General features: G+C 48.7%; 25 protein-coding genes. 21 read left to right on the forward strand and 4 right to left on the reverse strand.

Features of this window, described 5'->3' with window-relative positions:
• On the reverse strand, nt 1–1,008 hold the full coding sequence (locus ACTJJJ_RS26100; RefSeq protein ID WP_440703501.1) for a YpdA family putative bacillithiol disulfide reductase: 1,008 nt from the start codon (nt 1,006–1,008) through the stop codon (nt 1–3).
• A 125-nt stretch (nt 1,009–1,133) separates the two neighbouring features.
• On the opposite strand from ACTJJJ_RS26100, the gene ACTJJJ_RS26105 reads away from it, so the two are divergent.
• The 9 genes from ACTJJJ_RS26105 to ACTJJJ_RS26145 all read left to right on the forward strand — a co-directional run bounded on the left by ACTJJJ_RS26105 (nt 1,134) and on the right by ACTJJJ_RS26145 (nt 12,555).
• Nucleotides 1,134–2,138 carry an aminodeoxychorismate synthase component I gene (locus ACTJJJ_RS26105; RefSeq protein ID WP_440703502.1) on the forward strand — a complete coding sequence of 335 codons (1,005 nt, stop codon included), beginning with the start codon at nt 1,134–1,136 and terminating at the stop codon, nt 2,136–2,138.
• The gene (locus tag ACTJJJ_RS26110; protein WP_440703503.1) at nt 2,125–2,718 is read left to right on the forward strand and encodes an aminotransferase class IV family protein; all 594 of its coding nucleotides are present in this window, start codon (nt 2,125–2,127) and stop codon (nt 2,716–2,718) included. Before ACTJJJ_RS26105 ends, ACTJJJ_RS26110 begins: the two co-directional genes overlap by 14 nt.
• A gap of 41 nt (nt 2,719–2,759) precedes the next feature.
• Nucleotides 2,760–5,255 (forward strand): replication restart helicase PriA, encoded by a 2,496-nt coding sequence (priA, locus tag ACTJJJ_RS26115; protein WP_426292208.1) that lies wholly within the window; start codon nt 2,760–2,762, stop codon nt 5,253–5,255.
• 29 nt (nt 5,256–5,284) lie between these two features.
• On the forward strand, nt 5,285–6,724 hold the full coding sequence (gene pyk, locus ACTJJJ_RS26120) for a pyruvate kinase (RefSeq protein ID WP_188938429.1): 1,440 nt from the start codon (nt 5,285–5,287) through the stop codon (nt 6,722–6,724).
• Nucleotides 6,725–6,877: 153 nt separating this feature from the next.
• Nucleotides 6,878–7,501 carry a Uma2 family endonuclease gene (locus ACTJJJ_RS26125; RefSeq protein ID WP_440703504.1) on the forward strand — a complete coding sequence of 208 codons (624 nt, stop codon included), beginning with the start codon at nt 6,878–6,880 and terminating at the stop codon, nt 7,499–7,501.
• 152 nt (nt 7,502–7,653) lie between these two features.
• Nucleotides 7,654–8,028 carry a BlaI/MecI/CopY family transcriptional regulator gene (locus tag ACTJJJ_RS26130; protein WP_188938431.1) on the forward strand — a complete coding sequence of 125 codons (375 nt, stop codon included), beginning with the start codon at nt 7,654–7,656 and terminating at the stop codon, nt 8,026–8,028.
• Between the two features lie 14 nt (nt 8,029–8,042).
• The gene (locus ACTJJJ_RS26135; protein WP_440703505.1) at nt 8,043–9,644 is read left to right on the forward strand and encodes a TonB family protein; all 1,602 of its coding nucleotides are present in this window, start codon (nt 8,043–8,045) and stop codon (nt 9,642–9,644) included.
• A 21-nt stretch (nt 9,645–9,665) separates the two neighbouring features.
• Complete coding sequence (locus ACTJJJ_RS26140) at nt 9,666–11,474, forward strand: TonB family protein (RefSeq protein ID WP_440703506.1); 1,809 nt, start codon at nt 9,666–9,668, stop codon at nt 11,472–11,474.
• Between the two features lie 52 nt (nt 11,475–11,526).
• The gene (locus ACTJJJ_RS26145) at nt 11,527–12,555 is read left to right on the forward strand and encodes a Gfo/Idh/MocA family protein (protein ID WP_440703507.1); all 1,029 of its coding nucleotides are present in this window, start codon (nt 11,527–11,529) and stop codon (nt 12,553–12,555) included.
• Between the two features lie 81 nt (nt 12,556–12,636).
• On the opposite strand, the gene ACTJJJ_RS26150 is transcribed toward ACTJJJ_RS26145, so the two are convergent.
• The 3 genes from ACTJJJ_RS26150 to ACTJJJ_RS26160 form a co-directional block, all read right to left on the reverse strand.
• On the reverse strand, nt 12,637–13,029 hold the full coding sequence (locus tag ACTJJJ_RS26150) for an ExbD/TolR family protein (RefSeq protein ID WP_188938435.1): 393 nt from the start codon (nt 13,027–13,029) through the stop codon (nt 12,637–12,639).
• A 58-nt stretch (nt 13,030–13,087) separates the two neighbouring features.
• The gene (locus tag ACTJJJ_RS26155; protein WP_188938436.1) at nt 13,088–13,768 is read right to left on the reverse strand and encodes a MotA/TolQ/ExbB proton channel family protein; all 681 of its coding nucleotides are present in this window, start codon (nt 13,766–13,768) and stop codon (nt 13,088–13,090) included.
• Nucleotides 13,769–13,888: 120 nt separating this feature from the next.
• Nucleotides 13,889–14,503 (reverse strand): Uma2 family endonuclease, encoded by a 615-nt coding sequence (locus tag ACTJJJ_RS26160; protein WP_426292213.1) that lies wholly within the window; start codon nt 14,501–14,503, stop codon nt 13,889–13,891.
• Between the two features lie 128 nt (nt 14,504–14,631).
• Between ACTJJJ_RS26160 and ACTJJJ_RS26165 the strand changes: the two genes are divergently transcribed.
• The 12 genes from ACTJJJ_RS26165 (at nt 14,632) to ACTJJJ_RS26220 (ending at nt 26,140) form a co-directional block, all read left to right on the forward strand.
• Nucleotides 14,632–15,114 carry a hypothetical protein gene (locus ACTJJJ_RS26165; protein ID WP_440703508.1) on the forward strand — a complete coding sequence of 161 codons (483 nt, stop codon included), beginning with the start codon at nt 14,632–14,634 and terminating at the stop codon, nt 15,112–15,114.
• The gene (locus tag ACTJJJ_RS26170; protein ID WP_440703509.1) at nt 15,111–15,767 is read left to right on the forward strand and encodes a hypothetical protein; all 657 of its coding nucleotides are present in this window, start codon (nt 15,111–15,113) and stop codon (nt 15,765–15,767) included. Before ACTJJJ_RS26165 ends, ACTJJJ_RS26170 begins: the two co-directional genes overlap by 4 nt.
• A 103-nt stretch (nt 15,768–15,870) precedes the next feature.
• Entirely contained in the window at nt 15,871–16,266 is a 396-nt protein-coding gene (locus ACTJJJ_RS26175; protein ID WP_229223245.1) for a hypothetical protein, read from the forward strand.
• A 121-nt stretch (nt 16,267–16,387) separates the two neighbouring features.
• On the forward strand, nt 16,388–17,218 hold the full coding sequence (locus tag ACTJJJ_RS26180) for an MbnP family protein (protein WP_440703510.1): 831 nt from the start codon (nt 16,388–16,390) through the stop codon (nt 17,216–17,218).
• A 38-nt stretch (nt 17,219–17,256) separates the two neighbouring features.
• On the forward strand, nt 17,257–18,369 hold the full coding sequence (locus ACTJJJ_RS26185; protein WP_440703511.1) for a cytochrome-c peroxidase: 1,113 nt from the start codon (nt 17,257–17,259) through the stop codon (nt 18,367–18,369).
• The gene (locus ACTJJJ_RS26190; protein WP_440703512.1) at nt 18,369–18,746 is read left to right on the forward strand and encodes a hypothetical protein; all 378 of its coding nucleotides are present in this window, start codon (nt 18,369–18,371) and stop codon (nt 18,744–18,746) included. The genes ACTJJJ_RS26185 and ACTJJJ_RS26190 overlap by 1 nt, the downstream gene beginning before the upstream one ends.
• A gap of 44 nt (nt 18,747–18,790) precedes the next feature.
• On the forward strand, nt 18,791–21,136 hold the full coding sequence (locus ACTJJJ_RS26195) for a TonB-dependent receptor (RefSeq protein ID WP_440703513.1): 2,346 nt from the start codon (nt 18,791–18,793) through the stop codon (nt 21,134–21,136).
• Nucleotides 21,137–21,142: 6 nt separating this feature from the next.
• The gene (locus ACTJJJ_RS26200) at nt 21,143–22,678 is read left to right on the forward strand and encodes a PepSY-associated TM helix domain-containing protein (RefSeq protein ID WP_440703514.1); all 1,536 of its coding nucleotides are present in this window, start codon (nt 21,143–21,145) and stop codon (nt 22,676–22,678) included.
• Nucleotides 22,679–22,790: 112 nt separating this feature from the next.
• On the forward strand, nt 22,791–23,120 hold the full coding sequence (locus ACTJJJ_RS26205) for a DUF6787 family protein (protein ID WP_019944969.1): 330 nt from the start codon (nt 22,791–22,793) through the stop codon (nt 23,118–23,120).
• A 217-nt stretch (nt 23,121–23,337) separates the two neighbouring features.
• On the forward strand, nt 23,338–24,150 hold the full coding sequence (locus ACTJJJ_RS26210) for a mechanosensitive ion channel family protein (RefSeq protein WP_188938443.1): 813 nt from the start codon (nt 23,338–23,340) through the stop codon (nt 24,148–24,150).
• 153 nt (nt 24,151–24,303) lie between these two features.
• Entirely contained in the window at nt 24,304–25,626 is a 1,323-nt protein-coding gene (gene ffh / locus ACTJJJ_RS26215) for a signal recognition particle protein (protein ID WP_188938444.1), read from the forward strand.
• A 13-nt stretch (nt 25,627–25,639) separates the two neighbouring features.
• Complete coding sequence (locus ACTJJJ_RS26220) at nt 25,640–26,140, forward strand: hypothetical protein (RefSeq protein ID WP_440703515.1); 501 nt, start codon at nt 25,640–25,642, stop codon at nt 26,138–26,140.
• Nucleotides 26,141–26,170 lie beyond the last annotated feature (30 nt).

Raw genomic sequence — 26,170 nt, forward strand, 5'->3', positions numbered from 1 at the left:
TTAAATTCGATCAATCAACTCATTAACCTTCCGGACTTCGCGGCCTGCCAAATGATCAGCAATAGCCGCCGCATGCTCACGGCCGTTCTCTATAAAGACCTTTTCCGTAAAAACACCAGCCAGCACAGTCCCGCAGAGGTAAAGGCCCGGCACATTCGTTTCAAAGGTTTCCGAATCATACTCGGGTACCTTCGTAACAGGGTCGAGGGTGACTCCGCAACGGGCCAGCAAATGCTCGTCGGGCAGGTAACCTACCAACAGGAATACGAAATCGGCCGGTAACCACTCCAGCTCTCCGGTTTCAACGTGCTCGATCAGCAAACGTCCGGGCTCTATCGCACGCGTAACCGAGTTGAAACGCGTATGAATCTTCCCTTCCTTCACTCTATTCTTCACATCCGGCACGAGCCAATACTTGACCTTTGTGCGGAAGTCGGCCTCCTTATGCACGATCGTCACTTTTGCATCGTGGCGATACAGCTCCAAAGCTGCTTCGACCGACGAATTGGAACCGCCCACCAGCACCACATTGGTATAGGAGTATTTAAATGGCTCATCATAATAATGCGAAACGTGTGGCAGGTTCTCGCCCGGTACATTCAACATACGGGGCACATCGAAATAACCCGTGGCCAGGATCACATTTTTCGACTGGAACACCTGTCCATCATTCGAATAGGTAAGAAAAGTGCCGTCGGCCTGTTTCTCGCTCCGGTCGACATCTACAAATAGCCTGAAATTCAAATGATAATACCCTGCTACCTTCCGGTAATATTGCAAAGCCTCATTGCGGTTGGCTTTTACATCCGAAATCGCGAACGGTATACCGCCTATTTCGATATTTTCGGCAGTGGAAAAAAACTTCATCCGCCGTGGATACCTGCGGATCGATTCGGTAAGGTTTCCCTTTTCGAGGATCAGGTAATCGAGACCGCTTTTGGCCAGCTCGATACCCATTGCGAGGCCGCAAGGGCCGCCTCCGATAATAATTGCGTCGTAAATGTGCATCGTTTGAGCCGACGACCCTTTGCTACCGGCCGTCCTTAGTGTTTTAACCCGCTAATTTAGCTATTGGTTTCTGAACTTTGTAAATTAGCCAACTGTTCAAAAAGTCTGATAATACCTTTTTAAGCTTGGAAAACGCGGCAGGGGACTTTACGGAGAAACTGAATGAATGGGGCAAAGCCAAAACCCCGTTCTTTTTTTTGGTGGACTACCAATTTCAAAAACCGCAGGCCTGGCAACTCGACGAGCTCGATCCAAACGAGATTCTCTTCAATCTGAATGGTTTTTCCAACGACGTTGCTCTTCTTCGCGACGAGCTTCCCGAGCACTTTCAGTTCGACAAACATCCGCTTTCCTTCGAGGCATATCACGCCAAATTTGATTGCGTATTACGTCATTTGAATGCCGGAAACTCATTTCTGGTCAACCTTTCGGTGCCCACGCCGATCGACACCAACCTGACGCTCGAACAGATATTCCGGCACAGCGAAGCGCCTTACCGGTTGCTATTCAAAAACAGGTTTGTTTGCTTTTCTCCTGAGTTATTTGTCCGCATTCAGGGCAACCGCATTGCCTCATTTCCGATGAAAGGCACCATCGATGCTTCGATACCAAACGCGGAACAAGTAATTCTTTCGGATGATAAGGAAGCCGCCGAGCACGCGACGATCGTCGATTTGATTAGAAACGATTTGAGTATGGTGGCCGAAAAAGTGTGGGTGGAACGCTACCGCTACATCGACCGCATTCAGACTTCTGATAAAACGCTTTTACAAGTTAGTTCCGAAATTGCAGGGATACTCCCGGCCACTTTTGACGGCCAATATGGCGATCTTTTGAAAAAATTATTACCCGCAGGTTCCATTACCGGCGCGCCGAAACCGCGTACGCTGGAAATCATCCAGGAGGCCGAGGATTATAACCGTGGTTATTACACGGGCATAATGGGTTATTTCGATGGCACGAATTTCGAAAGTGCCGTAATGATCCGGTTCATCGAGCAGCAGGAAGACAGATTGGTTTTTAAAAGCGGTGGCGGCATTACTGCGCGGAGCAATGCATCGAGTGAATACCAGGAAATTGTCGATAAGGTTTATCTCCCATTTAGCTACGCCCCGCATGCTGTGCTTTGAAACGATCTGTGTCGAAAACCGGCAATTGAAAAACCTGTCGTATCACGAAGCACGCCTGAACAAAACCCGAAGGGAACTTTGGGGTTGTACGGATGATTGGAATTTGACAACGCGCCTGCAAATACCCGATCACGTCGACGACAGCATGCACAAATGCCGTTTGGCTTATGATAAAGAGATCGACAATATCCAATGGGAACCCTATTCACGGCGCACGATCCGCAAGATTCGGCGGGTGTACGACGACGAGATCGATTACCAATATAAATATGATAACCGCGACGCGCTGAATGCACTTTTTGCACAGCGCGGGGATGCGGACGAAATACTGATTATTAAAAAAGGGCTGGTAACCGATTCCAATTATTGCAATGTCGCATTCTTCGACGGCAGCGATTGGCTGGCACCCGCAACCCCGCTCCTGCCCGGTACACAACGCGCGCTCTTGCTCGATCAGGGCATTATCAGGTTGGCAGAAATCCGGGAAAGTGATATTGCCAAATTCCAGAATATCAGGCTTTTCAATGCAATGGTCGACTGGGCGCATGCCGCTACGCTCGATGTTTCATTGATTGCTTGACCACAAATTGCGAACTTGCGCCGAATTAAAGAATTGAGCCAATGACCTCCTTGTTTGAGGAAGAAACTACCTTTTTTGCCGACCTGATCCTCCCGGTACCGATTCCAAGCCTGTTTACGTACCGCGTACCACGGGAAATGGCCTCGCTCATCAAGGTGGGCGCAAGGGTGATCGTACAGTTTGGTCAAAAAAGGGTCATCACGGCCGTGGTGGCGCAGCTGCACACAAATCCGCCCGTAAAGTATCAGGCCAAATACATTCTGGAATTGCTGGACGAGCAGCCGATCGTGACCGCACATCAGCTTGAACTTTTCAATTGGGTAGCTGAATATTACCTCTGCAATATCGGCGAAGTGATGAATGTCGCATTGCCCGCCGGACTGAAAATCACCAGCCAGTCGCGCATTCAGTTAAATCCTGAATTTGAATATGAAGACCTGCTCACCGACCAGGAGCATCTGGTAGTTGAGGAGATCAAGAAGCACCAAACCCTTTCTTATGAAGAAGTGGAAAGGCTTTTGCAGAAATCGAATATAACTTCCATTATCAAATCACTCGTCGGGAAGCGGGCGGTGATATTGTATGAAGAAGTCAAAGAACGCTACAAACCGAAAGTTGCTAAGAAGATCAGGCTGACGGCTGCTTATACTACGAATGAAGCGCTTTCAAAGTTGGCAGCCGATCTTGACAAGACCCCAAAACAGCAGGAAATCCTTTTGAAATACCTCAGCTTCATACCGGTTTACAATAATCCGGATTTGAACGCCAAGGGTCTGGACAAATCGATATTCAGCCAGGATGACACCATTTCGGATGCCTCTTTGAATACCCTTGTCAAGAAAGGCATTTTCGAGCAGTTCGAAATATTTGTCTCCCGTTTCGAGGACATTCCTATGGGCAATATGGGCAACATTACGCTCACCGAAACGCAGGAAGAGGCTTCCCGGCAAATCCACGAGCTGTTCGCGGAAAAAGAGGTGGTACTACTCCACGGTATTACCGGCAGTGGTAAGACGGAAGTTTACATCGAACTTATTAAACAAGCGCTCGAAAGTGGCTCGCAGGTATTATTCCTGCTTCCCGAAATTGCGCTGACGACCCAGATCGTCATCCGCCTGCGCAAAGTGTTTGGCGATGCAATGGGTATTTACCATTCCAAATTTTCGGATAACGAGCGTGTGGAAGTCTGGAAGGGCATTCTGGATGGAAAATTCCAGTTTGTTGTGGGCGTGCGGTCGGCTATTTTCCTGCCGTTTGATAATCTGGGACTGATCATCGTGGACGAAGAGCACGAAACGTCCTACAAACAACATGACCCCGCCCCGCGTTACAATGCGCGTGACGTAGCCGTGATCATGTCGTACATGCACAAAGGTAAAACGCTGCTCGGCTCGGCGACACCGTCGCTTGAAAGCTATTTTCACGCGCAAAGCGGCCGGTATGGGTTGGTGGAGATGAAGCAGCGTTTCGGAAATGCCGCATTACCCCGCTTTGAACTGATCGACACCAAGAAGGAAAAGCGGCAGAAGCAGATGAAGAATGAGTTTTCTTCTGTGCTGCTCAGCCATTTGGAATACAACCTTAAAAACAAGGAGCAAACAATCCTTTTCCAGAACCGACGCGGCTACTCGCCTTATTTGCAATGTGAAGAATGCAGCTGGATTTCCGAATGTGCCAACTGCGACGTGAGCCTTACCTACCACATGAAGGCGCGCGAGCTTCGCTGCCATTATTGCGGGCATAAGGAGGAAGTGCCTCGTACTTGCCCGCATTGCGGGTCACCCAAGGTCAAAACGATGGGGTACGGTACTGAAAAAATTGAGGAGGAAATCAATGTAATGTACCCGGAGGCGCGGGTGCAGCGGATGGACCTCGATACGACGCGTGCCAAGAATGCCTATCAGCAGATCATCCAGGATTTTGAAGAAGGCGGGATCGATATATTGGTGGGCACGCAAATGGTAAGCAAGGGGCTCGACTTCGATAATGTAAGCGTGGTGGGCATTTTCGACGCCGACCGCATTATCCACTTCCCCGAATTCCGCGCTTCCGAACGTGCGTTCCAAATGCTTACGCAGGTGAGCGGGCGCGCAGGCAGGCGGGCCGACAAGCCCGGGAAAGTTTTGATCCAAACGGCAAATCCTTCTCAGCCGTTGCTCGAAAAAATCATTAATAATGATTATGAGGGCATGTACGAGGCCGAAATCGCGGAGCGCGAGAAGTTTAACTATCCGCCGTTCACCCGGCTTATCAAGGTTACGGTGAAGCATGTCGACGAGGGAACTTCGAACCGCGCCGCGAAAGTGCTGGCTGAAAAACTGACGGCCCATTTGGGTGCCAGCAGGGTTCTCGGGCCCCAGCCGCCACTGGTCGAAAGAGTAAGAAATCAGTTTTTGTTCGATATTCTCATCAAACTTGAACGAGAAAAGATTAATTTTAAGGCGGCAAAGTCATTTATACAGGAAAAAGTAATTGACATTCTGACTGACAAGACGCTAAAAAGCATCCAGGTAATAATCGACGTGGATTGTTTATAAAAACATCATTTTTACTGCACATTAACTTTATGTCTTCCAAAAAAACCAGAATTGTTGCAACCGTAGGCCCGACCTCGGAATCGAAAGAAACATTATATGCATTGGCCAAAGCAGGAGTGAACGTATTCCGTCTCAACTTCTCCCACGGCTCCCACGCTGACCATCTGGAGAGACTCACCAACATCCGCGAGATCAACGAAGAGCACGGCCTTAACCTGGCTATTCTTCAAGATTTGCAAGGGCCAAAGATCCGTATCGGTCTGGTGGCGGAAAAAGACGGCGTTCTGATCGAATCAGGTAAGAAACTGATCCTTTCAAATACCGAAGTGCTGGGTACTGCCGAGAAAGTAAGCACACCTTACGACGGAATGTACAATGATGTAAAGATCGGCGACCGCGTGTTGATGGACGATGGTAAACTGGAAGTATTGGTAACCGGAATTGACGGAACGGACGTAATCACAGAGGTAATCTATGGTGGCTTACTGAAATCCAAAAAAGGCGTAAACCTGCCTAATACGCGCGTTTCGATGCCTTCGGTAACACAGAAAGACTGGGAAGATCTGGATTTCGGCCTTGAAAACAATGTAGAATGGATCGCATTGTCGTTCGTCCGCACAGCTGACGAAATCACAAAAGTGAAGGAATATATCGCCAGCAAAGGCAAATTTGCCCGCGTTGTAGCGAAAATTGAGAAGCCTGAGGCGATCGTAAATATCGATGAGATCATCGAAGCTACGGACGGTATCATGGTAGCCCGCGGTGACCTCGGGGTAGAACTTCCTGCCGAAGAGGTTCCGATGATCCAGAAAATGATCGTGGAGAAATGTAACCGTGCCGGCAAGCCTGTAATTGTGGCTACGCAAATGCTCGAATCCATGATCGAAAGCCCTCGCGCAACCCGCGCCGAGCTGAACGACGTGGCTAACTCGGTACTAGATGGTGCCGATGCGGTAATGCTTTCGGCTGAAACTGCTTCCGGTAAATACCCACTTCTGGCTGTGGAAAGCATGACCAGAACCATTGAAAAAGTCGAGGCTAACAGCAAAACCATCTATTTCAGACACCATGCTGCCGTTAACGACTCCCCAGGCACCTACAAGCTGAACGACAACGTAGTTATGAGCGCTTGCCGTCTGGCACGTGACACCCAGGCTGCGGCGATTATCGGCATTACACGCTCAGGCTATACTTCATTCCGCCTGTCGCACCACCGTCCGAAAGCGAATCTGTTGATCTTCACATCGAACCGGATGCTGATGAACCAGCTTGCATTGTACTGGGGTACGAAAGTATTCTACTACGACCGCGACCAGGGCGTTTCTACCGACGATCTCATCGAGGACATCAAAACATTCCTCGTTGAAAAAGGCGAATTGCAGAAAGGCGACGTGTTCATCAATACACTGAGCATGCCGGTTTCGAGACAGCGCAAGACGAATACTGTGAAGTTGAGCGTGGTTGAATAGGCAATTTAGATATCATAATGTAAGGGCGACGGGATTTGATTCCGTCGCCCTTTGTTTTTGCAGATTGCTCATTGAGCGTGTCACCTTGTACATTAGGTTGAATATCAACGTCCATTTTTTGTATATTCGATAATGGGCTAACCGATCCAAACTATGATAGCTTCATTGAGACCAGGCTTCGACATCCCCGAAAATGCCTTAGAAGAAAGCATTCCAACATCACTGATCCGCGAGATCATTGATGGGAAGCCTTACTACTTCAAAGGCTACCCAGAGGTTCTTGCAGGTAATAAAGATGCAGAAGGCGTTATGGGTTGCTCTACTTTACAAGCATTTATCGTCACTTTTCTGGTACGTGTTCTCCTTCGTTCGATCGACGAGAATCAATACTTCATTGCCACCAACGAGCCTGGTCTGCATATTGACAGAAAAAACAACCTCGCGTCGGATATTATGGTTTTTGATTACAATATTCTTACGACAGACCAGATCAACCTGAATTATGCACAAGTTCCGCCTGCAATGTGTATTGAGGTTGACACGCGTGTAGAGTTGCAAGATGCTACAGAAAGCGAATATGTGACTTTGAAAACCATGAAACTCCTGGAATTCGGAGTGGCGAAAGTGATATGGTTCTTCACGGAAACGAAAAAAGTGATGATTGCTACGCCTGGTAGTTGGACAACTTTTGACTGGAACGACGAGGTAGTATTAATGCCAGGAGCGCTGTGTAACATAGGTCAATATCTTCGTAGCAAAGGCTCAAAATATGCGTAACATTGAACATTGAAAATCAACCCCAACCGTCACCACTCCCGTGACGGTTTTTATTTTTTCACAATAACTAATAAAATAGTTTTGAAACTAACAAAATAGTAATACATTTGAATTACCCATTACTTATAACCCATTTTTAAAGAAAGAACACTATGGAAATCCGTAACCTGACGAGGGCCGAGGAAGAGGTCATGAGAATTCTCTGGCAGCTGAAAAAGGCGTTTGTGAAAGACATTCTTGCCGAAATGCCCGAGCCAAAACCGGCCTATAATACCGTATCGACCATCATCCGTATTCTGGAAAAGAAAGAGGTCGTTGGCTATAATGCCTACGGCAAGACACACGAATATTATCCGCTCATCTCCGAAGAGGAATATAAACGCCACGAAATGAAGCAGTTGATGGTCAACTACTTCAATAACTCGCTCCCTAACCTGGTTTCTTTTTTTGTAAAGGATAATGACCTGAACACCAAGGATCTGGATGAAATCATGAAGCTGATCAACCACCATAAAAACGACCAGTAAACCGTCTGTTAGCCATGGAAAATTTCATATATATCGGCAAGGTGAGCCTTTACTGGGTGATGTTGTACGCTTGCTACTGGGTGATGCTGCGCAAGCATACGTTCTTTCAATGGAACCGCTGGTACCTGATCGGCTCTCTCCTGATTGCCTTTGCCTTGCCGGAGATCATTTATCCGTCGGCGGCACCCGAGCTGCCCGTGATCTACGAAATGAGCGCTTCGACGTTCGCAGTGATTAAAGAGGCCCCGAAAGAACGGGAAAGCTGGACCTGGGTGCAAATTCTGACGACGATCTATACCGCAGGACTGGCTGTATCCGCTGCGCTACTGGCCCGCAACATCGCCCAGCTCGTAAAATACCTTCGCTCAGGCGAGCTTATCGAGCTGGAAGATTGCACAGTGATCCTGATCGACTCCAACGAGGTCGGCTCTTTCTCATTCCTGAAATGGATTGTCATTAACCGCAACGACTATGAAAACCACTTCGACGCTATTCTACGGCACGAGATGGTGCATACGCAACAGCGGCATAGTCTCGATATTCTGTTGATAGAAATACTGCGAACTGTTTTCTGGTTCCACCCGGTGCTGCTGCTGTACAAGCGGTCGCTGCAAGAAATTCACGAGTACCTGGCCGATGCGCAAGCCCCGAATCGTGAGTATTATGCCCAATTCCTCGTCGCATATGCGCTCAATGCGCCTGTCGCGTCGCTGACTAACCACTTTTTCAAACCATCTCAGCTAAAAAACCGCATCCAGATGATCTATAAGAATCGTACATCCAAATGGATGCTGGGCACCTATGTGGCTGCTGCAACAATGATCGGAACCAGCGCACTGCTTGTCGCTGGTTGTGAAAGCCAGGTTTCGAAAGAAAATGAGGCAATAAGAACGGGGGAACGTTTAGAAGCCAGCCCTGTTTTAGAGGCCGTCGAAGTCACACCGGAATATCCCGGTGGCAATGCGGAGATGTTCAAATTCCTCGGCCGGAATATCAAATACCCCACACGTGCTTCCAAAGCTAATGTACAAGGCAAAGTCTTTGTCAACTTTGTGGTGACTTCTGCGGGCGACATCCAGGACGTCAAAATTCTGAAAGGCATTGGCTTTGGGTGCGATGAAGAGGCACTCCGCGTAGTCTCCAAATTCCCTAAATGGACTCCGGGTAAGCAGGACGGAAAATCCGTCAGTGTAAAATACACGGTCCCCATCAATTTCCAGCTGGCGGAAGAAGGCGAAGACACGACCACCGACAAAGAGTCCACAATTGTAGGTTTCAAAAAACCAGTTGCTCAGACATTTGAAGCGCAGCCAGTTGTGCAACAGAACAATACCGAGGTGCCGCTGCTCGCTGAAACTTTCGAAGACAGAACCACCCTCACCGTGGGAGAAGGATCGGATGCCAAAATACAAATTCGGGGAACATCCGGACCGTTTACGGCAGAAAATCAGCCACTTTATATTTTGAACGGCGAAGTAATGGATGGTCTGTTACTAAATACAATAGACCCTAACACGATAAAGAGTGTCAGCGTCCTTAAAGGTACAGAGGCTACTACAATCTACGGTTCAAAAGGTGCGAAGGGCGTCGTCTCCATCAACACCAAAGACAAATAACAACCTGAAACGCATCCCTGCATGGAAACGCTCCTCTATCTGGCAAAAGTCAATGCATACTGGTTATTGTTTTATGCCTGCTATTGGCTTTTGCTTCGAAAGCATACTTTCTTTCAATGGAACCGGTTCTACCTGCTGGGCACGTTACTGATTGCATTTGCATTACCTGCGATCCACTTTGCAGAACCGGTTACGACCATCTACGTGCCGGAAACTGTATACCAGAAAGCCACCATCTCAGTAGCCGTAATTGCAGACAAAGCACCGGAAACGGGCATTCATATATGGCCCTGGATTGCCGGGCTGTATGCGGCCGTCGCGCTGGCGTTAACCTGGAAATTCGCTTCGGACATTCTCAGGCTTGGTAAAATGGCCCGCCGGAGCGAAAGAATCGATATGGGTTATTACACATTACTTATGTTGCCGGAAAACGCCGGTAGCCGAGGCGGAAGCTCGTTTTCTTTCTTTCGCTGGCTATTTCTAAGCCCTCATGACTACCGGCATAACCCGGACGCGATCATCCGGCACGAGTACGAACATATCCGGCAATGGCACACTGCGGATGTCCTGTTGATCGAGCTACTGAAAATAGGCTTCTGGTTTAACCCGGTTGTGTGGCTATACAAGCGCTCCATTGAAACCGTACACGAATACCTGGCCGATCAGCCTGTTCCGGACCGAAACGATTATGCGTCATTTCTGGTCGCATATGCCATGCGCAGCCCGGACATTGCCATTGCCAATCATTTTTTCAATTCCTCATTGCTAAAACGCAGGATTCAGATGATTTACAAAAAACGTAGTTCACGGTGGTTACTGACCAAGTATTTGCTGATTCTACCAGTAGTGGCGTGTTCGGTTGCCATTACGGCTTCACGTTCGCCGTTGCAGGCCATCGGTCAGTTGAAAGCGGAGATTAACCAGACCATTCGCGTAAGAGGCCTCATTGCCGACGAAATCGACGGGCCGGTCGAGGATGCTACCATCATCATTGCAGGGACAACCCGCGGCACAACCACGGATCGTAACGGCCGTTTTGAACTACATAATGTGCCGGCCAATTCCAGGCTCGTGATCACGCACGTTGCCTATGAAACGCAGGAATTTAAGCTGACCGACAATAATCAGGAGCTTGGACTGATTATCAAAAAGGCCGTAAACCAAATCACGGGGCCGGTAATCGTCGGCCAGCCAATAACCGGCGACCATACCGTTACGTCTGTACCAAATTCTTCCCCAACCAGCGATGATATGAAGGTTGTCGAGCAACAGCCCTCATTTCCCGGCGGAAGGGAGGCATTGATGCAATATTTGCTTCAAAACCTGCAATACCCGGAAACTGCGCGCAAAACAAATGTGGAAGCGATCGCGCTGGTGTCTTTCACTGTGGATAAAAACGGCGATATCCGTAACGCCAAAAGCCTTAAGGAGATTGGCTACGGTATTGACAAGGAAGCACTGCGTGTCGTAAATGAGATGCCAAAATGGAATCCGGCGGTGCAGAACGGCAAGACGGTTGAAATGGAGTATACCCTTGAAATTGACTTTAAAATTGAGAAGGATAATCAGGACAAACGTCAGGGCTTTCTGGATTTCAATACAAAAGGCACATCTACTCTTCCCAAAATGGACGAGATTGGCGCCTTCCTCAATGGGACGCTAAATCCCTCTGCCGCAGGAAAATTCACTGAAGTTGCGTACGGGGGAAAATGGAGTCTCATTCCAAGAACCACGAACAAGGGATATGTCGATGAAAAATCCGGCAAGGCCAGGTTTTTCAATTACGGCGGCATTTACCTGAATCAGAGCCCACCGGTCGATGGAAGGTAGAACCAAATAATTGCTGATATTTGGAAGTATAATTAACCGATTCTTCCCATTCATGTCAGTATTGAAAGCTGCCATCATCGGCGGCGGGCACATTGCCGACCAGAACCATCTTCCAGCATTAGCCCAATTATCCGATCGCGTCAAGGTCATTTCGATATGCAGCCGCGACATTCATAAAGCCCGGGCGCTGGCCGACAAGCATGGCGTACCGTTTGCGTACGACAATCCCGATGAAATGTACCGGAGCGAAGGTAAACCCGACATTGTCGTCAACTGCACGGCTAACAACCTGCATTACCCATTCACCATGCAGGCGCTCGAAAACGGCTGTCACGTTTTTTGCGAAAAACCACCTGCGATGAATGCACGCGAAGCACGCGAAATGGCCGACCTGGCCAAAAAGAAGGGCTTAACGTTGGCGTACAACTTCCAGCGCCGCCATGCTCCGGATTATACGACTTTGAAAAACTATCATGCCCTTGGCAACCTCGGCGACATTTACCACATCAAAGCCAACTACCTGCGCCGTCGCGGTATTCCGGGCTGGGGCAATTTCACCAATAAAACCATTCAGGGAGGCGGAGCGCTGATTGATCTAGGCGTGCATATCCTCGACCTTGCATTAGGTTTAACCGGTTATCAGCATCCCTCCCGCATTGTGGCTAATACCTATGATTTTATTGGTAAAACCGGCGGAAAGGGTCTGAAAGGCGCATGGAACCCCGCTACTTTCGAAGTGGAGGATGCCTGTTTTGCACATCTGTCGTTCCCCGGCAATGTGAGCATCGCATTATCCACATCATTTGCGCTGAATATGGAGCAGGAGGAGGCCATCAATCTGGAAGTTTTCGGCACAAAAGGCGGAGCCAAATTATTCCCGCTCTCGGTACACACCGAAATAGCAGGCGAGCTGGCTGATATCCGGTTCCCGCATTTGGGCGGCATCGACGTTCAGTTACAAAACACAACTGCATTCATGGACCTTTGCGACGGCAAACAGGCCAACATCTGCGACGGAGCGCAAGGCGCCGTCCTGCAATCCATTGTGGAGCAAATCTACCAAAGTGCCACCGACCACTAAAACGGAAAAAGGGTTTGAAGACCAAAATCTTCAAACCCTTCCCTTTCCTCCTTCCTCCCTCTTCCCTTTACTCTCTAAAATCTATTTGGCCGTAGCCATCACCATTTTGATATCGTTCTTGGCGCCCAGTTCGAGCACATCCACCAGGTCCTGCACGGCGAGGTTCTTATCTACCCGCAATACAATTGTCTTTTCTTCCACATTGGCAAAAATATTCTGCAATTCAGCTTCCAGGCGATCGAACGGGATTGGTTCCTTATCGATAAAATAAGCCTTTTTGTCATCCACGGACAGCGTAATCTGCTTCTTGTACATCTGCTGGGTAGCCGATGCTTTCGGAAGCATCAGTTTGATCACGTTCGGATTGGACATCGTGGAGATGATCAAAAAGAACAGCAGCAGAAAAAACATAATATCGTTGAGCGAGTGCGTGAACACCTCCGGGGCAAACCGGCTCTTCCGACGTATTTTCATATTGGAAATGAGTTGTTGACCTGCCAAATCCCAAAGACCTGCCAGGCTTGTAAATTATCTATTTTGCAGCCACAGGCTTTTGAAGCACATCCAGAAAATCAGAAGCAGCCATTTGCAGGCGCAATGCAAAACGGTCGATTTTCATATTCAGCAAGTGGTAGCCCGCATAGGCGATCAGACCGATGATCAGACCGGAACCGGAGGTGATCATTTTCTCATACATACCGCCCGCGATGGTGCTGATATTAAAGTCGTTGGAGATCGAAATATCGTAGAAAATACGGATGATACCTGAAATCGTACCCACAAACCCGAGCATCGGCGCGATACCCGCGATCACCCCGAGGTAGGGCAGGTTACCTTCCATGCGCTGGATCTCGATCTGGCTGGCATTTTCGATCGTTGTTTCAATGTCTTTAATCGGATAACCAATGCGACCGATAGCTCTTTCAAGAATGCGGCCCGCAGCGTTACGCTGGTTTCTGCAAAGTGACTCCGCCGATTTCAGGTTTCCCTGCTGGATAAAATCCTTGACATTGTCCACAAATTGCGGCTCGATTTTACCATTGGCACCGATTCCGAGGAAACGTTCGATGATGAGGAACAATGTAGCCAGGAACAACAATCCGAGCGGCAACATTACCCACCCCCCTTTGGCGAGCAGATCAATTACAGAAAGGCCCTGCTCAGCGACGGGTGCAGCCGCAGTAGAGTCAGTAAGTGCTTGCAGAAGCATCATATCAGAAATAAAAAGTGAATGGTTAAGCGAATGAAACAGAGGTCGATTCTATTCAAAAACAATTTTGATCTTAAACGGAGCAAAAAGCCCCTTATTGTTCAAAGGGCAAATATAGGAAAATTACTCTTTGGGCGCGGGAAAGAGGCCGCTTACATTCTCAGTACCGTCGTAAAGATCGGCCATTTGCAGTGTAGCGCCAATTGTTTGAATGGTGATAGAATCATTTAAAGAAAAAGCGTCGTCGGCAAGGAGCCATTGATTATCTATTGTTCTGCGATACACTTCTGCCGATACACTGAGGGAATCCATTATCACGTACTCCTTCAAGGTCTCTATGTCCCGATATAACCTGAACTTCCTACTTCGATCATAATCAGTAGTGGACGGCGAAAGTACTTCGACAATTACGGATGGGTTAACAATTGTGTTGCGATCCAGTTCCGAATATTTGTTTGGTCCGCAGACGATCACAATATCAGGATAGGTGTAAAGAGAATTAGAAGGAATATGTATGCGTTGGTCGCTCGAATAGCTTTTGCAGGATTTGTTCTTTTTGAGTACAAGGTATATCTCTCCAACCAAATTATCCTTAATCCGGTTATGGTTCGGCGCAGCCCCGGCCATCATGACGATCTTCCCCTGAAAGAATTCACTCTTCTCAGAGGCGTCGTTTTCAAGCCGGAGATATTCCTCTTCTGAGTACATGGTCGGGCGTACAAGTGCTAATGTTGTCATAGTGTGTTTTTCTCAAATATACCTACAATACTGTAAATCTGCTCCCAATAAAAAGAGCGATTATCCTGCGGCGGGCAACGCTCCTTGAAGAAATTGTGTCTCCTGGAAACATACCCCCCCGGATCTTCATGAAATATTTGATGTCGATAATCCCAGTGTCTGTATCGCTCTTGCTTCTCGGCTGTGTCTTCTGCGGTCCACAGCGCGAACTGACAATTGTCGTAAGCTCCACAAATACATTTCTGGACTCTGCTGAGGTAGACTCCATATTCGCGCTGAATGCCTTGGATTCTAAGGGACAGCTGGTATCCAAAAATATTACGGGAATACAAGAATTCCCGATTTCCCTGCGGGCGGATAGCACTACATATGTATACACGTATGAAGGCAGCAAAAAAAACGCAGACACCCTGACAATCTTTTATGAACGGGAGTTCCGCTATAAGGGTGATTGCGGATTTGTAGTGAATGCCAATAAACCGCGGGATGGCCGCACGCATCGGTCGACATTCGAAAAAGTGGAGGTGCGGTATGGCACCTACGTCGCACCGAATAGCTGGAAGGTGGGCGCGCAGGATACTTCCACAGGGATTTATGTCGAGATCAAATGATGAAAACACTCGCCGCTCTCATCACCATCGTCTCGCTGGCGTTTACAACCTACGCCCAGGAAGACAGCACCAGAGGCCGCTACCTTGGTCTTGATGTGATCAACAGCGTACCCACGTATGTCCTACCCAATTGGTATTACATTCGAAAAACGATCGTCATTGAGCCCTACTATCGGTTTGATATCAAAAAGCCGGACGCAAGTATTGTGATCGGTGCAGGCTTTGCAAAAGGTTCTACCCATCAATACGATGAATTCAATCCGTCCCAGAGTTTCCGGGGGGCTTATTTCCGGGCCTCATACGAGTTCAAATACCGCCCCCGGTTTATCAGCGTCGGTTATGGCCCTATCATCTCATTTGCCGGGTACAATGGGAAGTTTCGGTTTGAAGGGCCTACATTTGGCGATTATGAAGGTTCTTTCCAGGAAAGGAATAATGTCGCAATAGGCTGGGAAGGCTATATTGCTTACGACCTCAAACTAAGTCATGACCTGTCTCTCCGGTTTTTACTGCGAAACGTAATGGGTCGGCGGACCAAAGCCTCCGTTTATGTGCAGTATTATCCGGGTTTCGGCTATACACCGCCAGTGCTCAATAACCGTTTTCTTTACTCCGGAGGTCTTTCATTTCAGCTTTATTACAAATTACGCTAGTGAGTGATGTATCCTCATGAAGAAAAACATCTTTTCTAACCTTTTCGTCAATACCTTTGCATGATCGAATACCACTTAAACCGGCCCCTTCGTTTCTGATATTGTGAGAAATTCTGCGAAACAATGGATATCCCTCAGCCTGCTTGGCCTCATGCTGGTCAAAGTGTGGGTGATTCCTTTGTTATACCTGGATTTTGAAATCAGGCGTGAATACATCGTCGCGAACCTTTGCGAGAATAAAAACCGGCCACAGCTGCATTGCGATGGCAAATGTTACCTTGCCAAACGCATTGCTTCGCTCGATGAGCACGAAAAAAGGCAGGCCGAAAAAAGCTACATGTCGCGGCTGATCGACCAGGTGATGGACCAGCGCGCGGTTTTCTCCTTTACCAAACAACCGGTTGGGATCGAATTGCTGCCGCGGGCAGTTTTCGCCCTCGCCCCCAGCTTCGCACCCCGCGTCGCGGTGGACGATATTTTTCATCCCCCGCTCGTCTGATTTAGCATAAAATCACCCCGTTTGCAGTTCTATTATTAGTTAGAACAGATTCTGTTTGCAATTTTGTCGGCTCAAAGCACGCCTATCTACTGCGTGTAAATTCTTATTTTACAAAATACACATGATGAAAAGAACATTTTCATGGCTGTCGGCATGGGCGCTTGCATCCGGGCTACTGATGGTTTCATGCTCTTTCCCGGACGAAAAAGACGATACCGACCCCATCGAAACCGGCACCATTCAGTTGCAATTCGATAATATCGTGGGCAACCAGGATTTGCAGCTCGACAGTACCAGATACGTCAATGCCTCGGGTGAGGACTTCACGGTCAGCAAGCTGAATTACTATATTTCGAATATCAAACTCACCAGGATCGACGGTCGCGTGTTTACGGTGCCGCAGGATTCAAGCTATTTCCTGATTCGCGAGGCGAATTCCGGATCGCAAAAGCTGACGATCCGGAACGTGTTGACCGGCGATTATACCGGTATAGAATTCATGGTGGGCATAGACAGCCTGCGCAGTGTGATGGACCCATCCCAACCCGGGCGCAAGGGAATTCTCGACAAGGATACAGGCCCAACCAACGAGGAAGCAATGTACTGGGACTGGAATCCGGGCTATATTTTTCTGAAACTGGAAGGTGCTTCCGATTCGGCAACAACTGCCAACGGCAAATACTATTACCACATCGGCGGTTTTGGAGGCAGAACGGAAAAGACGCTCAACAATCTCAAAACCATCAAACTGAATTTCCCTGGCCAGAAGGCGATCGTTACGACGAGCATTGTTTCCAATGTACTTATCCAGGCCGATATCCTGAAAATTTTCAACGGCCCAACGCAGTGGAGCATCAAGAAGAGCTCCGGCGTAATGTTTTCCGACTCTTCGAAGATCATCGCCGACAATTACGCCGGTATGTTTAATGTCAAAGAGATAAAAATCAATTAATCGCACAAGCAACCGAAATGGGGAGGGTTACAGGCATAATGAGCTTTTTGGCGGCGTTGCTGGCGTTGGCGGTCTCTTGCAAAAAGAGCAGCACCGATGATCCGGAACCTAAGCCATCGGACAATACGCCTACTCCATTGCAATGGACAAAACCTTCCTATTTCCCCGATCCCGTTTATGATTTATCCAAAAATCCGCTGACTGTCGAAGGTGTTGAACTTGGGAAGTTCCTGTACTACGATGGCATTCTTTCCCGCACGGACAATATTGGCTGCGGGACATGTCACCAGCAGCAGGCCGCATTCACGCACCACGGCCACGATCTTAGCCATGGGGTGGACGATAAGATCGGCACGCGTAATGCACCGTCGGTACAGAATATGGCCTGGAACACTTCCTTCTTCTGGGATGGCGGTGTGCATGATCTGGATATGGTGCCGTCGGTGCCCATTCAGAACAAGGTGGAAATGGACGAGCGCGTTTCCAATGTGATTGAAAAGTTGAAGAAAACGCCGGTAGCTGGTGCCGCCAAGCAGGTGGATTACCCTAAAATGTTCAAAGCTGCATTCGGTAGCGATAGCATCACAGCCGACCGTATGATACAAGCCCTGTCGCAGTTTATGATGACGATGGTTTCGGCCACATCCAGATACGATTATTTTGTAAGAGGCGACGCTTCCGCGCTGACTGCGCAGGAGAAGGATGGTTTAAGTATTTTTAAACAAAAATGTGCTTCCTGCCACGCCGGAGAGCTTTTTACAGACCAGAAATTCAGAAACAATGGCCTGACGCCAAACCGGATAAACGACCAGGGCAGGTATGCCATTACTTTGAATGCCGACGACCGGCTGAAATTCAAGGTACCAAGCCTGCGCAATGCGGGACTGACGGCGCCTTACATGCACGACGGCCGTTTCACGACACTGGAACAGGTGCTCGATCATTATGCGAACGACAAACCCGGCAGTAAAGACAGCATTTACGTTTCCCCGACTTTGGATCCGCTGCTCAATGCCGCAGGTCAGAAACGCGGGATCAGCCTGACAAGCGCAGAAAAGCAATCGATCATTGCATTTTTGAGAACATTGAATGACGACGATTTTATCAAAGACAAACGGTTTTCCGACCCCGGCGTAGGGACCTCTTTTTAATGCGCTCGTTCATAGCCTACATATTGCTTGCAGCTATTATGCTACCCACGCTCAGCCCGTGGGGTACGATCGCGTATTTTAAACTGAACCGGGAATACATTGCCAAGGTGCTCTGCGAAAACCGTAAGCGCCCCGAGCTGCGTTGCGACGGTAAATGTTACCTGGCTAAAAAACTCAAACAACAACAGGATAAGCAGGATAAGGAAACTTCCCAGAAGGTTCATAATATACCTGTTATCCAACTCTTTACACCGCAATCCTACTTTTACAATTTCGAACAGGAGGTCACAGTGTTCCGTGAACCGGTTCGTTTCTTCCACCAATTGCTTTTCTACGCCGCCCCGGTCGGCAAACTGCTGCGTCCGCCCAGGAGATAAGATTCACGATACCTAACTGAATTTTAATCTCTTAAAGCATTATAATGAACCTGAAAGTAATTTTACAGGCATTCTTCCTGTATGTATGTGCGCACGCGGCGGCGGCACAGGGCATCGAGGGCAGTGTTTTCGATACCCAAACCAAAGAGCCCATTCCGGGCGCGACCGTGCAGATCGTTTCTGCCAATCTTGGTACCACAACCGACAATAACGGCCATTTCGCATTCAATAGCCCCGCTTCCGAGGTGGTACTCCGCATTTCCAGCATAGGATTTTCTGCCAAAGAAGTGAAGATCGAAAATGGCAAAAATATTAAGATCGGGTTGGATCCCGCTACGGAAAACCTGCAATCGGTAGTCGTTACCGGCAACCGAGAGGCGACATTGCGCACCGAAAGCCCGATCGCCATCTCTAAACTCACTCCCCGGATGATCGATGAGGCCAAGCCGACGGCCATGTACGAGATTGTGAACAAGGTACCGGGGGTGATGATGGTGAACCTCGGCAACGAGCAACATTCGATGGCGATCCGTCAGCCGTTTACGACCAATGCCTATTTCCTTTACATGGAAGACGGCGTGCCGATCCGGCCGATGGGTGTCTTCAACCACAACTCCATTCTGGAATTCAACCAGTTTGCGATCAGCGCTGTGGAAGTGGTAAAAGGTCCGGTTTCTTCCATTTACGGCCCCGAAGCAGTGGGCGGCGCGATCAACTTTATCACGCAGCGCCCCACCATATTGCCGACAGCCAAAATCGGCGTCCAGGCAGATCAGTGGGGCTACAAACGCATTCAGTATGGTGCGGGCGGCATGATCGGGAAGTTCGGCATTTACGTGGGCGGGTTCGTTGCCCGCCAGCGCGATGCTTGGATGAAGAGCTCGGACTATGACAAAAATGCGATCAATGCACGGCTGGAATATCACTTCACGCCGTCGACCCGCCTGATTTATACCCTCGCTTACAGCAAATACGATTCGCAAACCAGCGGCAGTGTCGATAGCCTTGCATTCTACTCCCGCCAATATGTGAGCACCACTGACTTTACCTACCGCAAAGTGAACTCGCTGCGCAGTCGGCTTACGCTTGAAAAAGACTGGAAAAATGGCTCACAGACATTCGTAACCGCTTTTGCAAGAAAGAATGAGCACGGACAAAATCCAAACTACGGCATCCGCTGGACGTCCGGCCAGACGACCGCGAAGGGCGAAATCAATTCGAGCAATTTCAAGAGCCTCGGAATACTCGCCCAGCACAGCCAGCGATTCAGTTTTCTTAATTCTAAACTGATCACAGGTGCTGTTTTCGACTTCTCGCCATCAAACTACTGGTCCTACCAGGTCGATCTGGCTGCCCGGTTGCGAGCTGATAAGAAGTCGGTGGAGAAATATACCATCGTCAAGGAGCGTCCGGATATTAAAAATGCGGATTACGACGCGGACATCAAGAATATGGCTGCTTACACACAATATGATTTCGAACTGTTGCCAAAACTCCGCGTGTCCGCGGGCCTACGTTATGATCGTATGTCCTTCAACTACACCAACTTCCTCGACAGCACTTCGGGTGGCAAGTCGTACAGCAAGGTTACACCGAAAATCGGGGCTACCTATGATTTGGGTAAAGGAAAGGGTATTTATGCTAACTATTCGAGAGGATTCTCTCCTCCGGGACTGACGTCGGTATTCCGCAAACGCACGGTACCGGCCGAAAACGGTGACCTGTTTTACTACAACCTGAAACCGGCGGAATTCAACAATGCGGAAATCGGCGGTTGGGCCTCATTGCTGGCCAACAAGATCTATATCGACCTCGCATTCTACCAGATGAATGGCCGCAATGAACTACTGAATGTGCGGTTGCCGGATAATTCCTACGATTACCAATCGGCAGGAAAGACGCTGCACCGCGGCGTGGAATTTGGCGTGACCTACAAACCGACGAAGGAATTCTTCTTCCGTTTCGGCGGGACTACGGCCATTCACAGGTACGAGGAATTCATTTTGAGCAACCGCCCGTCCGATGCAGTCAAGAATGTAAATGGCAAAGATATGCCGTCCTCGCCACGCTGGCTCTGGAATACCGAGTTCAGTTATTATCCAAAATGGTTTAAGAATTTCCGGTCGTCGGTGGAATGGCAACATGTGGCTTCCTACTATCAAAACCAGGTCAACACCGTCAGATACGAAGGTTACGACGTCCTGAACATGAGGATGGGGTACAACTGGAAGGGCATCGAGCTGTTTACGAACGTCCTCAACCTTACCGACGTGCTCTATGCCACCAATGCAACGCGCGGCAACAGCGCCACCGACCGAACAACGTACAACGCTGCCGCACCGAGGACATTCGTTTTTGGCGCGCAGTACACCTTCACCGGCAAAAAATAGCGGATTATGATCGAGGAAATTACTATTCAACCGAAAGAATCGTTTAAGGCAAAAGCCGAAAAGGCGATCCGCAGGAACATTTACCGCTGGCACCGCATGTTAGGACTGCTGACCATTATTCCCACCATTTTCTGGACCGCATCGGGTGTCATGCACCCATTCATGTCGCATTGGTTCAAAACGACCATTGCACACGAATTTTACAAAGCCGAGCCAGTTGCGCCGGCGGACGTGACTTTGCAACTAGGACAGGTTTTAATCCAGAACAAGATCACGGAATTCAAGAATTTCAGGCTAATCAAATTTGAGGGAAATGCCTGGTATCAGGTAAAAGGTGTTGATGATAAATTAAGGTATTTCAATACCACAACAGGGGCCGAATTGCCCGATGGCGACCGGAAATATGCCGAACATATGGCGCGCAACATGCTCGGCGAGCCCAAATCGAAGATGATTTCCAGCACTTTACTGACCGGATTCACCGATCAGTACAAGTATGTGAACCGCTTTTTGCCAGTATGGAAAATCAGCTTCGACGACGACCGGAAGATGGATATTTATGTTGAAACGGGCCAGAGCCGCTTTGCTACCTTCAATGACAAGGGGCGCAAAGCATTCATCTGGGTATTCGGCACCTTCCATAATTGGGGTTTTATGGATATCATCACCAACAATACGATCCGCATTGCGGTAATGGTGACGTTCCTGAGCCTCATTATCCTTTCGGCGGTCGCCGGGGTAGCAGTGTACGGATTAATGTGGAAAAAGTTTAAAACCGGCCGTTCGGGCAACCAGCGCGGGATTTTGCGTAAGTACCATCGTTCGATCGGCATCTGGTGCAGCCTTTTCACATTCACATTTGCATTCTCAGGCGCCTATCATGCCGTGCAAAAGCTCGATCCCGACCAACGTCAGAAATATGTTTACGACCCCGTGATCAAAACCGAAGAAATCGCCCAGGCGTCGGTGATCGATCTTAAAGGCGTCGACAACATCGGACTGATCAAATGGGGCGAGAATATTTTCTGGCAAACCATGCGGAAAGACTGGGAAACCGACAAAACGGTGGTGGATTATACCAACATCCGCGACGGCAAAAAACTGGAAGACGGCAATATCCGTTTCGCGAAATACCTAGCGCGCAAGTTCGCAGCGCAAGAAGAGCGCAATGCCGAAAGCTGCTGCGATCTGATGGAAGCGCAAATTTCATCACCCATTTCGGATGCGGAAGTCGAGAAAGCTTCACTCGTAACGAGTTTCGCAGGGGAATATGGTTTCGTGAACAAAAGGCTCCCGGTCGTCAAACTCGCGTACGACACGCCCGATCACACGACGTATTACATCGAAACAACAACCAGCCGCCTTTCCACAAAGGTAGAAGACCGCAACCGGCGCGAGGGATTCAGCTTTGCATTCCTGCACAAATACAGTGGACTGGATTTCCTGGGCAAGAACGCACGAGACGGGGTCATGACCGCCGCGGCAGCGAGTGTTTTGATCGTGAGTGTGCTGGGGTTACTGGTATTTTTGAAGATCAAATAAATAGGTCGCCTTTCACGAACTCAGCTATTAAACCTTCATTAAAACCAAGGATTTCTGCGATTCGCGTTGTTTCTTTGCAGGAAATTCAGTCGCAGTCAATACAGTAACACATATGCAAAGCGGAGAAAAGAATGCACAGCCCTGGTTGGGCAAAATGCAGGAAAAATGGGGATTGGAAACAACCAGGCAGGTTTTATTGGTGCTCGCGGTTTTCAGTTTGTCGGGTTCGTCCGTAGTATGGCTCCGGAAAGGGCTATTTTATCTGCTCGGATACGACGACACCACGCCAATGTGGCTCAAAACCATTACCTACATTCTCTTTATTTTCCCTACTTATCAGAGCTTATTGTTGCTGTACGGTTTTCTGTTGGGCCAGTTCTCGTTTTTCTGGGAAAAGGAGAAGAAAATGTTCCGCTGGATAGCTGCGAAGTTCAAGAAATAAGCGAAATGCAAAGTATACACCGAAGGGTGAGCAGATGGTAAACAGCCATTGCTCACCCTTTGTCATTTTTATTCTACCTTAATCGGATTTATTTCTACCTGAATATTTAATATTTTCCCTTTGCTAATCTGCGGGGAATAAATCACTTTGCAACCGGAAGATATTTAATGTTTACGCTTTCACGTCATTCACATCTATCAACAAAACCTCTACACGCATGAATTTTGACATTATCAAAGCGCAGATCTGGACGCTGGCAACACTCTATGGCGGCAAGATTCTGCTCGCACTCCTGGCTTTTATCATCGGCCGTTTCATTGTAGGCAAAATCAGTTCGATGCTCACCAATGTGATGGAAAAACGCAAGGTCGACCGTGACGTGCAGCCATTCCTGAGCTCGCTGATCATCGTCTTGCTGAATGTAATGCTGCTGCTGAGTATCGCAGGCATCGTGGGCATCGAAACATCCTCATTCGTGGCGGTATTGGGTGCGGCTGGTTTGGCGGTCGGTTTGGCATTACAGGGTAGCCTGGCCAATTTTGCCGGCGGGGTATTGATCCTCATTTTCAAGCCTTACCGCGTAGGCGATTTGATCAACGCACAAGGCTTCACGGGGACGGTCGAAGGAGTGCAGATCTTCAACACAGTCCTGGTAACGCCTGATAACAGGACGATTATCCTCCCAAACGGTGCACTATCCACGTCGCCGATCACCAATATTTCGGGAAAAGGGAAGATCCGCGTCGATATGGTATTTGCCGCAGGAAGCCAGAATGGTGTGGACAAGATCAGAGCTTCGGTACAAAAGGTAGTGGACGCGTGCCCGACTGCATTGAAGGACGTGCCGCACGATATTCTGGTCACCAAGCTCACCGAGAATGCCATTTTCTTCGACGTGCGCGTGTGGACACCAAGCGCGACGTATTGGGACACCTATTATAATGTACACGAAGGCATCAGCCGCCAGTTCGCGCAAGACGGTATTCAGGCACCGAAACCCGCCGAAGTGAGCGTTGCATTGAAGCAATAACAAAGTCCGAAGCAGGAACTCGAACTAGCAAAGCAGAACCTTCGAACCAGCGAATATTGAGGAGTACGGGACGTAACTTTCCTGTACTCCTCATTTTATTTATACCTTTGTGTTTTATTTCAAATTCAGGTTCAGATCCATAGATATTATTCCATGTTTGAAAACTTACAGGACAAGCTTAATAACGCCTTTCGCACACTAAAAGGAAAGGACAGGATATCCGATATAAATGTTGCCGCTACTACCAAGGAAGTCCGTAAAGCATTGGTCGACGCCGATGTTAACTTCAAGGTAGCCAAAGAAATTACCGACCGCATCCGTGAAAAGGCCCTCGACCGAAAAATCCTGATTTCTGTTGAACCAGGCCAGATGTTCGTCAAAATCGTGCAGGAAGAGCTGACCGAGCTGATGGGCGGGAATGCCGAAGGGATCAATATCAAAGGAGACCCGGCAGTAATCCTGATCGCCGGTTTGCAGGGTTCCGGTAAAACGACTTTCTCGGGTAAACTGGCCGCATTACTCAAAAAACAAGGCCGCCAGGTGCTTCTTACCGCCTGCGACGTGTACCGTCCCGCGGCGATCGACCAGCTGAAAGTGCTCGGCGAGCAGATCGGCGTCGAAGTGTATTCGGAACCGGAGAACAAAAACGCCGTCAATATTGCGCAGAATGCGGTTGCTCACGCAAGAAAGACGGGCAAAAAGATCGTAATCGTCGATACGGCGGGCCGTTTGGCAGTGGATGAGGTGATGATGCAAGAGGTGGAAGACATTAAATCTTCTGTAAAACCTTCTGAAATCCTCTTCGTGGTCGACTCTATGACTGGTCAGGATGCGGTGAATACGGCCAAGACCTTCAATGAAAGACTCGATTTCGACGGTGTTGTACTAACGAAACTGGACGGTGATGCCCGCGGTGGTGCGGCGCTTTCGATCCGCCAGATCGTCGAAAAACCAATCAAATACATCAGTACCGGGGAAAAAATGGAGGCACTCGATTCCTTCTACCCCGATCGTATGGCGAGCCGGATCCTCGGCATGGGTGACGTGATCTCCCTCGTTGAGCGTGCCCAACAGGCATTCGACGAAGACGAGGCGAAACGCATCAACGCCAAAATGCGTCAGAACAAATTCGATTTTGACGACTTCCTCGGCCAGTTGCAGCAGATCAAAAAGATGGGTAATGTGAAAGACCTCATCGGAATGATCCCCGGAATGGGCTCAGCCATTAAAAACCTTGATATCGATAACGAGTCGTTCAAACCTATTGAGGCAATCATCCAGTCGATGACCAAAAAGGAGCGTGAAAACCCCGACATTATCGACGGAAGCCGCAAAAAACGCATTGCTAACGGTAGCGGCACCTCCATTCTGCAAGTCAACAACCTGATCAAACAGTTTGATGAAATGCGGAAAATGATGAAAAAAATGAATACCATGCAGGCGGCAGGCAAGCTGGGCAAAGCAATGCGCCGCTGATAAACACTCCTCGATGAAACGAGTTCTTTTTGTACTGATGCTGATGCTCCTGTTGGGTCAGGAAAAACTCCGGGCGCAAGCGTCGGTGGGTTATTATCCATGGAGCAACTTACTGACCGTCAGCACGAATGCAAAAAAGGCAATCTGGCTGGATACACGACTGCAAACGAATTCGCTGTTCAGCAGCCTGAGCGTCGATCTGCTGCCGATGATTAACCTTAAAAGAGGCGAAGTGGCGCAATGGTACATCGGAGGCGGCCTTAGGCTCAACCCGCTTTATCGCATTGCCGATGCCGACGCAGATTTGATCACCATTGACGGTTATTCCGTAAATATAGGGGTACGTGTTTCGCCGCTTCCGATGAACCGCCGCATTATGCTCGCATTGGAACTTAACCCGTACGTGAAGGACAAATTCGACAGCGGTGTGCTCAAAACCCACTTTGGAATAGTTTACGCATTTGGTAAAAAAAAGAAAACCGACACCGCAACTGAACAGCCGGTAAGTCCATAAAAAAGTAGCGAAGAAATTATAATTTAATAA

It is taken from the genome of Dyadobacter sp. 22481, from assembly GCF_052044875.1.
Classification (GTDB): Bacteria; Bacteroidota; Bacteroidia; order Cytophagales; family Spirosomataceae; genus Dyadobacter; species Dyadobacter endophyticus.

Excerpts from the sequence above, each read along its gene's own strand:
- ACTJJJ_RS26100 (WP_440703501.1), bottom strand. The coding sequence starts at position 1,008 with ATGCACATTTACGACGCAATTATTATCGGAGGCGGCCCTTGCGGCCTC.
- ACTJJJ_RS26110 (WP_440703503.1), top strand. The coding sequence starts at position 2,125 with ATGCTGTGCTTTGAAACGATCTGTGTCGAAAACCGGCAATTGAAAAAC.
- priA (WP_426292208.1), top strand. The coding sequence starts at position 2,760 with ATGACCTCCTTGTTTGAGGAAGAAACTACCTTTTTTGCCGACCTGATC.
- pyk (WP_188938429.1), top strand. The coding sequence starts at position 5,285 with ATGTCTTCCAAAAAAACCAGAATTGTTGCAACCGTAGGCCCGACCTCG.
- ACTJJJ_RS26125 (WP_440703504.1), top strand. The coding sequence starts at position 6,878 with ATGATAGCTTCATTGAGACCAGGCTTCGACATCCCCGAAAATGCCTTA.
- ACTJJJ_RS26130 (WP_188938431.1), top strand. The coding sequence starts at position 7,654 with ATGGAAATCCGTAACCTGACGAGGGCCGAGGAAGAGGTCATGAGAATT.
- ACTJJJ_RS26135 (WP_440703505.1), top strand. The coding sequence starts at position 8,043 with ATGGAAAATTTCATATATATCGGCAAGGTGAGCCTTTACTGGGTGATG.
- ACTJJJ_RS26140 (WP_440703506.1), top strand. The coding sequence starts at position 9,666 with ATGGAAACGCTCCTCTATCTGGCAAAAGTCAATGCATACTGGTTATTG.
- ACTJJJ_RS26145 (WP_440703507.1), top strand. The coding sequence starts at position 11,527 with ATGTCAGTATTGAAAGCTGCCATCATCGGCGGCGGGCACATTGCCGAC.
- ACTJJJ_RS26150 (WP_188938435.1), bottom strand. The coding sequence starts at position 13,029 with ATGAAAATACGTCGGAAGAGCCGGTTTGCCCCGGAGGTGTTCACGCAC.
- ACTJJJ_RS26155 (WP_188938436.1), bottom strand. The coding sequence starts at position 13,768 with ATGATGCTTCTGCAAGCACTTACTGACTCTACTGCGGCTGCACCCGTC.
- ACTJJJ_RS26160 (WP_426292213.1), bottom strand. The coding sequence starts at position 14,503 with ATGACAACATTAGCACTTGTACGCCCGACCATGTACTCAGAAGAGGAA.
- ACTJJJ_RS26165 (WP_440703508.1), top strand. The coding sequence starts at position 14,632 with ATGAAATATTTGATGTCGATAATCCCAGTGTCTGTATCGCTCTTGCTT.
- ACTJJJ_RS26170 (WP_440703509.1), top strand. The coding sequence starts at position 15,111 with ATGATGAAAACACTCGCCGCTCTCATCACCATCGTCTCGCTGGCGTTT.
- ACTJJJ_RS26180 (WP_440703510.1), top strand. The coding sequence starts at position 16,388 with ATGATGAAAAGAACATTTTCATGGCTGTCGGCATGGGCGCTTGCATCC.
- ACTJJJ_RS26185 (WP_440703511.1), top strand. The coding sequence starts at position 17,257 with ATGAGCTTTTTGGCGGCGTTGCTGGCGTTGGCGGTCTCTTGCAAAAAG.
- ACTJJJ_RS26190 (WP_440703512.1), top strand. The coding sequence starts at position 18,369 with ATGCGCTCGTTCATAGCCTACATATTGCTTGCAGCTATTATGCTACCC.
- ACTJJJ_RS26195 (WP_440703513.1), top strand. The coding sequence starts at position 18,791 with ATGAACCTGAAAGTAATTTTACAGGCATTCTTCCTGTATGTATGTGCG.
- ACTJJJ_RS26200 (WP_440703514.1), top strand. The coding sequence starts at position 21,143 with ATGATCGAGGAAATTACTATTCAACCGAAAGAATCGTTTAAGGCAAAA.
- ACTJJJ_RS26205 (WP_019944969.1), top strand. The coding sequence starts at position 22,791 with ATGCAAAGCGGAGAAAAGAATGCACAGCCCTGGTTGGGCAAAATGCAG.
- ACTJJJ_RS26210 (WP_188938443.1), top strand. The coding sequence starts at position 23,338 with ATGAATTTTGACATTATCAAAGCGCAGATCTGGACGCTGGCAACACTC.
- ffh (WP_188938444.1), top strand. The coding sequence starts at position 24,304 with ATGTTTGAAAACTTACAGGACAAGCTTAATAACGCCTTTCGCACACTA.
- ACTJJJ_RS26220 (WP_440703515.1), top strand. The coding sequence starts at position 25,640 with ATGAAACGAGTTCTTTTTGTACTGATGCTGATGCTCCTGTTGGGTCAG.